At 69.2% G+C, this 9,209-nt stretch carries 5 protein-coding genes; all 5 read left to right on the top strand.

The genetic code is table 11. From position 1 onward, the window contains the following. The coding region (locus tag G3N64_RS29870) for an alpha-E domain-containing protein (RefSeq protein WP_205787323.1) at nt 1–541 on the top strand (541 nt) is incomplete at its 5' end. Between the two features lie 8 nt (nt 542–549). Continuing rightward, the gene (locus G3N64_RS29865; RefSeq protein ID WP_205787321.1) at nt 550–1,524 is read left to right on the top strand and encodes a transglutaminase family protein; all 975 of its coding nucleotides are present in this window, start codon (nt 550–552) and stop codon (nt 1,522–1,524) included. A gap of 392 nt (nt 1,525–1,916) precedes the next feature. Continuing rightward, nucleotides 1,917–5,333 carry a transglutaminase family protein gene (locus G3N64_RS29860; RefSeq protein WP_205787319.1) on the top strand — a complete coding sequence of 1,139 codons (3,417 nt, stop codon included), beginning with the start codon at nt 1,917–1,919 and terminating at the stop codon, nt 5,331–5,333. Between the two features lie 220 nt (nt 5,334–5,553). Then, nucleotides 5,554–8,160, top strand: a complete 2,607-nt coding sequence (locus G3N64_RS29855; RefSeq protein ID WP_205787325.1) for a circularly permuted type 2 ATP-grasp protein — start codon at nt 5,554–5,556, stop codon at nt 8,158–8,160. Then, on the top strand, nt 8,154–9,200 hold the full coding sequence (locus G3N64_RS29850) for a transglutaminase family protein (protein ID WP_205787317.1): 1,047 nt from the start codon (nt 8,154–8,156) through the stop codon (nt 9,198–9,200). The genes G3N64_RS29855 and G3N64_RS29850 overlap by 7 nt, the downstream gene beginning before the upstream one ends. The last annotated feature ends 9 nt before the right edge of the window (nt 9,201–9,209 follow it).

Below are 9,209 nucleotides of genomic sequence, written 5' to 3'. Positions count from 1 at the left end.
CGACGAGGTGAAGCGCGAGACCGCGCTGATCCTCGGCAGCTTCTACAGCACGATGCTGCGCAACGAGATCTTCGATTTCGCGCAGATCGGCGCGTTCATCGAGCGGGCCGACAACACCGCGCGGATCATCGACGTCAAATATCACCTGCTGCTGCCGTCGGTGTCGCACGTCGGCACGATCCTCGACAACTACCAGTGGGAGACCATCCTGCGCTGCGTCGCCGCGCACCGTTCGTACCGCTGGGTGTACGACGTGCAGTACAAGCCGATGAACATCGCCGACTATCTGATCCTGAACGGCCGCATGCCGCGTTCGCTGCGCTATTGCTACGGGCGCGTCGTGTCGAGCCTGAACCTGCTCGCGAAGGATTACGGCGTGACACACCCGTGTCACGACACGGCCACGAAGATCCTGCAAATGCTGTCCGATACCTCGGTCGATCGGATCTTCAAGAGCGGCCTGCACGAGTTCCTGACCGACTTCATCGGCCGCAACAACAGCCTCGGGCTCGAAATCGCCCAGGCCTACAACTTCGACTGAGACTTGCCATGCGACTCGCCATTCGACACATTTCACGTTATCAGTTCGACGATCAAGCCACCCACGCACTGCAACGGCTGCGGCTGCGGCCGCAGTCGGGCCCCGGGCAGACGGTGCGTGCGTGGCAGGTCACGATCGACGGCGTCGAGCCGACGCTGTCTTATGCCGACGGGCTCGGCAACCGGATCGACCTCGTGCGGCACGACCGCGGCGCGAAGGCCGAGATCGTCGTCATCGCGGCCGGCGTCGTCGAGACGCAGGACCGCTCGGGCATCATCGGCAATCCTGAAGGCTATGCGCCGCCGTGGGTCTTCGAGCGCGAAACCGCGCTCACGAAGGCGGGCGACACCGTGCGTGCGCTCACCGACGCGCTGCCGATCGAGCCGCGCAGCCTCGACGCGCTGCACTGGCTGATGACGGAAGTGCACGACCGCATCGCGTATGCGCCGAACCTGGCCGCCGACGCGCCCGTCGATGCGGAAACCGCGCTGCAAAGCGGCGAGGGCACGAGCCGCGACCATGCGCATGCGTTCATCGCGGCCGCACGCGTGCTGAAGATTCCTGCGCGCTATATCTCGGGCTACGTGCTGGCGGACAGCGCGATGCAGCGCATCGCCGACGCGAAGCAGAACGCAAGCGACGAGGAGGAGGAAGCGCTCGCGCTGCAGAGCGCTGAGGGCATGCAGCAGGCGCTCGGCGCGTCGCATGCCGCGCAGTCGCAGGGGCTGCCGCAACCGGCGCTCGGCGGGCAGCCGCAAGCGACCGGGCTGATGCAGCAGCCGGCCGGCCATGCGTGGGCCGAGGCCTATGTCGAAGGGCTCGGCTGGGTCGGGTTCGATCCGTTCATGAATCGTTGCCCGGACGAGCGCTACGTGCGCATCGCGGTCGGCCTCGACTATCGCGACGCGCAGCCGGTGACGGGGCTCGGCGCGACGGCCGTCGGTGTCGAAATCAGCGTCGTGCAGACGCCGGAACTCGTCTGACCTCACGCGCACTTTCGCCGAATACAGCCAGGCCGGGCCGCCGCGTCGCGTCGCGTCGAGCGTGACGCGGCGCGCGGCCGGCTTAGGGTCTGTTCACGCTAATAACGGGCTTGCGCTGGCCCCCAGAAGGGCCGAGCGCGAGGAATGCGACGAAGCGAATACTCGACGTATTCGCAAGGAGTATGACGCGGCGATCGGCCCTTCTGGGGGCCAGCCCCACGAATGAATTTTCCCAAAACAGGGGAACGTGCCTTACCGCCCGCACTGCGGCGTCGATCGTCGCTTGTTTGGCACGGCCAAACGGCGCTCCTCGCTCCTTGCATTGCGAGCGGCAAGGCACGTTCGCAAGCCCGTTATTAGCGTGAACAGACCCTAACCCGAACCGAGCTCCCATGTCCATCCACGTCGCGCTGCACCACACCACCCGCTATCGCTACGACCGGCTCGTCAACCTCGGCCCGCAGGTCGTGCGGCTGCGGCCTGCGCCGCACTGCCGGACGCCGATCCTCGCCTATTCGATGACGGTCGAGCCCGCGCAGCACTTCATCAACTGGCAGCAGGACCCGTTCTCGAACTATCTCGCGCGGCTCGTGTTTCCGGAACGCACCGAGCACTTCGAGATCACGATCGATCTCGTTGCCGAGATGTCGGTGTACAACCCGTTCGACTTCTTTCTGGAGGAGAGCGCGGAGCAATTCCCGTTCAGCTATGACGACACGCTGAAGACCGAGCTCGCGCCGTATCTCGTGTGCGATCCGGAGACGAGCGCGGCGCCGCTGTTCCGCGCGTATGTCGAAGGCGTCGACCGCACGCCGGCCGGCACCGTGAACTTCCTCGTCGCGCTGAACCAGCAACTGCAGCACGATATCGGCTATCTCGTGCGGATGGAGCCGGGCGTGCAGACGCCCGAGCAGACGCTCAAACTCGCGTCGGGTTCGTGCCGCGACAGCGCATGGCTGCTCGTGCAGCTGTGCCGCCATCTCGGCATCGCTGCGCGTTTCGTGTCGGGCTACCTGATCCAGCTCACGCCCGACGTGAAGTCGCTCGACGGCCCGAGCGGCACGTCGGTCGACTTCACCGACCTGCACGCGTGGTGCGAGGTCTACCTGCCGGGCGCCGGCTGGATCGGCTTCGACCCGACCTCCGGCCTGCTCGCCGGCGAAGGCCACATTCCGCTGGCATGCACGCCGCAGCCGACGAGCGCCGCGCCGGTCGAGGGGCTGATCGACGAGTGCGAGGTGTCGTTCGAGCACGAGATGACCGTGACGCGCGTGTACGAATCGCCGCGCGTGACGAAGCCGTATACGGAATCGCAATGGGATGCCGTGCGCGCGCTCGGCACGCAGGTCGACGGCGTACTCGCGGCCGGCGACGTGCGGCTCACGCAGGGCGGCGAGCCGACCTTCGTGTCGATCGACGATCGCGACGGCGCCGAGTGGAACACCGACGCGCTCGGCCCGACCAAGCGCGGCTACGCGACCGAACTCGTGCAGCGGCTGCGCGCCGAATACGGCGACGGCGGCTTCCTGCATTTCGGGCAGGGCAAGTGGTATCCGGGCGAGCAACTGCCGCGCTGGGCGCTGTCGATCTTCTGGCGCGCCGACGGCCAGCCGGTATGGCACGATCCGTCGCTGTTCGCCGACGAGCGCGAGCCGTCCGCCTATACGACCGACGACGCGAAGCGCTTCATCGATGCGCTTGCCGCGCGGCTGAACCTGACCGGCGAATTCATCCGGCCCGGTTACGAGGACGTCTGGTATTACCTGTGGCGCGAACGCCGGCTGCCGGTCAACGTCGACCCGTTCGACTCGCGTCTCGACGACGAGCTCGAACGCGCGCGGTTGCGCAAGGTGTTCGAGCAGCAGCTCGACAGCGTGGTCGGCTACGTGCTGCCGGTCAAGCGCGCGGACGATGCGATCGGCCTCGACGGGCCGCGCTGGCAGACGGGCCCGTGGTTCTTCCGCGACGAGCGGATGTACCTCATGCCCGGCGATTCGCCGATGGGCTATCGGCTGCCGCTCGATTCGCTGCCGTGGGCGAGCAGCGCCGACTATCCGTACCTGGTCGAGCGCGATCCGTTCGCGCCGCGCGACGCGCTGCCGGACGCCGCCGCGATCCGCGCACGCTACGCGGGCCCGGCCGACGCGCCGCGCTACCTGTCCGGCGTGCATCGCGAGGCGTCCGCGCAGACCGTGATGCAGTGGCGCGACGACGGTACGGCCGGGAACGGCCGGACTGCGGCGGCGCGCGACCCGAGTCGCCGCCCCGAGCGCTTCGAATCGGCCGCGTGGATCACGCGCACCGCGCTGTGCGTCGAAGTGCGCAACGGCATCCTGTACCTGTTCATGCCGCCGCTTGCCGCGCTCGAGGATTATCTCGACCTGCTCGGCGCGATCGAGCTGACCGCGCACGCGCTCGGCGTGAAGCTCGTGCTGGAAGGCTATCCGCCGCCGCGCGACGCACGGCTGAAGCTGCTGCAGGTGACGCCCGATCCCGGCGTGATCGAGGTGAACATTCACCCGGCCACGAACTTCGACGAGCTCGTCGATCACACCGAATTCCTGTACGACGCCGCGTGGCAGTCGCGGCTGTGCAGCGAGAAGTTCATGGTCGACGGCCGCCACGTCGGCACGGGCGGCGGCAACCACTTCGTGCTCGGCGGCGCGACGCCGGCCGACAGCCCGTTCCTGCGCCGCCCGGACCTGCTCGCGAGCCTGATCGCGTACTGGCACAACCATCCGTCGCTGTCGTACCTGTTCTCGGGGCTCTTCATCGGGCCGACGAGCCAGGCGCCGCGCGTCGACGAGGCGCGCAACGACCAGCTCTACGAGCTCGACATCGCGTTCGCGGAGATCCAGCGCAACAAGCTGCTGTTCGGGCAGGACATGCCGCCGTGGCTCGTCGACCGCGTGCTGCGCAACCTGCTGATCGACGTGACCGGCAACACGCACCGCAGCGAGTTCTGCATCGACAAGCTGTATTCGCCCGACTCGTCGACCGGCCGGCTCGGCCTGCTCGAACTGCGCGCGTTCGAGATGCCGCCGCATGCACGGATGAGCATCGTGCAGCAGTTGCTGCTGCGCGCGCTGGTCGCGCGTTTCTGGGCCGCGCCGTACACGACGCCGCTCACGCGCTGGGGCACCGCGCTGCATGACCGCTTCATGCTGCCCGCGTTTCTTCAGATGGATTTCGACGACGTGCTGGCCGAACTGCGCGATGCCGGCTTTGCGTTCGATCCGGCGTGGTTCGCGCCGCACTTCGAATTCCGCTTCCCGCTGTTCGGCGAGATCGCGGTGAACGGCATGCAGCTGTCGCTGCGCGGCGCGCTGGAGCCGTGGCACGTGATGGGCGAGGAGGGGGCACCCGGCGGCACGGTGCGCTACGTCGATTCGTCGGTCGAACGGCTCGAAATACGCGTGACGGGGCTGAACGACAACCGGCACGTCGTGACCGTCAACGGCCGCGCGTTGCCGCTGCAGCCGACCGGCACCGTCGGCGAATACGTCGCGGGCGTGCGCTACAAGGCGTGGTCGCCGCCGTCGGCGCTGCATCCGACCATCGGCGTGCACGCGCCGCTCACGTTCGACATCGTCGATACGTGGCTGCAGCGCTCGCTCGGCGGCTGCCGCTATCACGTCGCGCATCCGGGCGGGCGCAACTACGCGACGTTCCCGGTCAATGCGTACGAGGCCGAGAGCCGCCGGCTCGCACGCTTCGTCGAGATGGGGCATACGCCGGGGCGGATGGATGTCGCGGCTGCCGCGCCGAGCCGCGAGTTCCCGTTCACGCTCGACCTGCGGCGGCCGTGACCGGACGATGGCGGGGCGGACGACGATGCGCGGTTCGCGATCTCCGGGAAAACAGGTCGGTCGCGACTCCGCGGGAATGCTAGGATGCGGGCAGATTGCGGCCGCGCGCTGCGCACCGCCACCCCCGTGGCGGTGCGCGTGCGCATCCGCTCCCGCGCCCTGACGACGGAACGATACCGTGCCGCCCATTGACACCCACCATCTCGCCGCCCCCGACGCGATGCCTACGCTTTTCGATACCGGCGCGCAGCCGGATGCCGCGGAACTGGCCGCCGCGCTTGCGGCGCCGGCAGCCGCCGGCCGTTACGACGAACTGCGCGGCAGCGCGGCCGGCCTGAACGCGCCTGCGCTCGCGCCCGCGTGGCGCAGCTTCTTCACGTCGATCGGCAGCGACGGCGTGGCCGACCTCGATCGCCGTGCCGACGCGCTGCATCGGAGCATGCGCGAGAACGGCTTGTTCTACCAACTCCACGAGCAGCACGCCGGCGACGGCTCGGCCGGCCCGTGGTCGCTCGACCTGCTGCCGCTGATCGTCACACCCGAGGACTGGGTCGCGATCGAGCGGGGCGTGCTGCAGCGCGTGCGGCTGCTCAACGCGACGCTGGCCGACCTGTACGGGCCGCAGACGATCCTCGAGCGGGGGCTGTTGCCGCCCGCGCTCGTCACCGGGCATCCCGGCTACCTGCGCGCGATGCGCGGCGCGCGCGTGCCGGGCGATACCTGGCTGCACGTCGTCGCGTTCGATCTCGCGCGCGGCCCGGACGGGCAGTGGCGGATCGTCGCGCAGCACACGCAGGGCGCGGCCGGGCTCGGCTACCTGCTGGAAAACCGGCTGATCGTGTCGCGGCTCTTTCCGCGCGGGTTTCGCGAGCTGCGCGTGCAGCGGCTCGCGTCCGCGTACCGCGCGCTGCTGCAGAGCATGCAGGCGCTCAGCCCGGCCCGCAAGAATTCGCGGATCGTGCTGCTGACGCCGGGGCCGCACAGCGCGACGTATTTCGAGCACGCGTATCTCGCACGCTACCTCGGCCTCACGCTCGTCGAAGGCGGCGACCTGACCGCGCGCGACAACCACGTATTCCTGAAGACGCTGCGCGGGCTCGAACCCGTGCACGGCATCCTGCGGCGCGTCGACGACGCGTGGCTCGATCCGCTCGAACTGCGGCCCGATTCGATGCTCGGCGTGCCGGGGCTGCTGCAGGCCGTGCGCGCGGGCAACGTGCTGCTCGCGAACGCGCCGGGCTCGGGCTTTCTCGAATCGCCGGCGATGCTCGGCTTCATGCCGCGTCTCGCGGAAGGGCTGCTCGGCGAAACGCTGACGCTGCCGGCCGTGCATTCGTGGTGGTGCGGCGAGGCGGCCGCGTGCGCCGACGCGCTGCCGCAGCTCGCGCGCGCCATCGTGAAGGCATCCTATCCACCCGAGGTGCAGGCCGGCGGTGCATTCGAGCCGGTGATCGGCGCGCGGCTCACGCAGGCGCAACTGGCCGAATGGCGCGCGCGGATCCTCGCGCAGCCCGACCACTACACGGTGCAGGCCGACCTGCCGCTATCGCAGGCGCCGACCTGGCCGCGCCACGACGCGCCCGACGGCAACGGCAGCGCGCGCATCTTGCCGAAGCCGGTGCTGCTGCGCGTCTTCGCACTCGCCGACGGTGCGCAGCGCTGGCGGCTCCTGCCGGGCGGGCTGTCGCGGGTCGGCACGCGCGACACGCTGTTCAACGCGCCGATGCCGAGCGGCGGCAGCACCGTCGATACGTGGGTGATGACCGAAGGCATCGTCGATTCGACGACGCTGCTGCAGACGCACCTTGGCCCCGACGACCTCGTCGAGCGCCCGCGAGCGATCGCGAGCCGCGCGGCCGAGAACCTGTTCTGGCTCGGCCGTTACACCGAGCGCGCGACCAACCTGATGCGCCTCGCGCGCGCCGCGCTCGAACGGCTGCGCGGCGAGGACGACGTCGACAGCCCGGCGCACCTGGAACTGATCGACACGCTGTGCCGCGACACGGGCCTGATCGCAGCCGATGCGCCGAACGCCGTCGATGCGCCGCGTGCGTTCCAGCACGCGCTCGCGACGTCGCTGACGCGCGGCGCGGATCGCACGTCGGGCATCGCGGCGTGCCTGTTCGGGATGCGCGGCGCAGCCGCCGCGATCCGCGAACGGCTGTCGAGCGATCAGTGGCGGCTGATCGACGATGCGACCCAACTGTTCGCGGACAGCGCGGGTCAACCGGAGGCCGAGGAGCAGATCGGCAACGAGGCACTGCAGTTGCTGGAGCGCCTCGGCCTGCTGCTCGGCGCGATCACCGGCGCGCAGACCGACAACATGACGCGCGACGACGGCTGGCGGTTGCTGTCGATCGGCCGGCAGATCGACCGGATGGACTTCCTGTGCAGCGTGCTGAAGTTCGCGTTCGACGAAGGCGCGGTGCACCGGCAGGACGGCTTCGAGCTCGTGCTGGAACTGTTCGACAGCACGATCACGTTCCGTTCGCGGTTCCAGCGCGGCTTCGATGTTGCGCCGCTGCTGTCGCTCGTCTTGCTCGATACCGACAACCCGCGCTCGCTCGGCTGGGTCGTGCAGGCGCTGCGCGGCCGGCTGTCGAAGGTCGAGCGTAGCGAAGGCTACGCGCTGTCCGAGCTGGCCGAGACGGTTCCCGACATCCCCGCATGGTCGCTGCACGAGCTGTGCGAAACAGCCGACGGCGGCCGGCACGAGAAACTGCTCGATGCGCTCGACACGACGGTGAAGGCGGTCTGGGAACTGTCGAACCGGATCGGCGAGCGCTATTTCAGCCACGTGCGCGAGGCGGGCAGGACGTTATGGTGACGACGAAAGGCGCGGCGAAAGCGCCGCACGGTTCCGGCAATGCGCGGAACGCATCGGCACCGGCATCGGTGCCGGCCGCGACGGCCGGCGTTGCGTCGGGCCGGTTGCTGCGCGTCACGCACGACACTGAATACCGCTACGCGGCGCGCGTCGAATCGGCGCAGCACCAGGCACGCCTGCAACCGCTCGTCACGCCGCGCCAGCAGGTGCTGTCGTTCGCGCTCGACATCGATCCCGCGCCGGAATCGGTCGGTACCGAGATCGATGCATTCGGCAACGCGCGCGCATCGTTTGCGTTGAACCAGCCGCACGACGCGCTGCTCGTGCGAAGCCGCAGCACGGTACGCGTGTCGCCGCCCGTGTGGTCGCGCGGTGCGCGCGGCGAGCCGCCGCCCGCGATCGCGCATCCCGATGCAAAGCAGGCGACCGAATGGGAAGCCGTGCGCGACCGCTTGCGGTTTCGTTCAGGGCAGCCTTACGACGCGGCGAGTGAATTCGTGTTCACGTCGCCGCATGTCGGGTGCGATCCCGAACTCGCCGCGTATGCGGCCGCGAGCTTCACGCCGCAACGACCGCTCGTGCAGGCCGCGTGGGAGCTGATGCGACGCGTGCATGCCGATTTTGCGTATACGCCGAACAGCACCGACATCACGACGTCGGCGCTCGATGCGCTGCGGTTGCGCAAGGGCGTGTGCCAGGATTTCGCGCACGTGATGATCGGCGCGCTGCGCTCGCTCGGGCTGGCCGCGCGTTACGTGAGCGGCTACCTGCTCACGCAGCCGCCGCCCGGGCAGCCGCGGCTGATCGGCGCCGACGCGTCGCATGCATGGGTCGAGGTGTACGACCCCGCGTGGCCCGAGGACAACGGCTGGCTGCAGCTCGATCCGACCAACGATCGCGCGCCGGGCGACGACTACGTGATGCTGTCGGTCGGCCGCGACTATGCGGACGTGACGCCGCTGCGCGGCGTGATCCGCGGCGGCGGCGCGGATCAGGAGCTGAAGGTCGGCGTGACGGTGGAGCCGCTCGACGCGGCGTAACGCATGCCG

It is taken from the genome of Burkholderia sp. Ac-20344, assembly GCF_017104975.1.
Taxonomy (GTDB): Bacteria; Pseudomonadota; Gammaproteobacteria; order Burkholderiales; family Burkholderiaceae; genus Burkholderia.
This window is presented reverse-complemented; position numbering and strand designations above follow the sequence as displayed.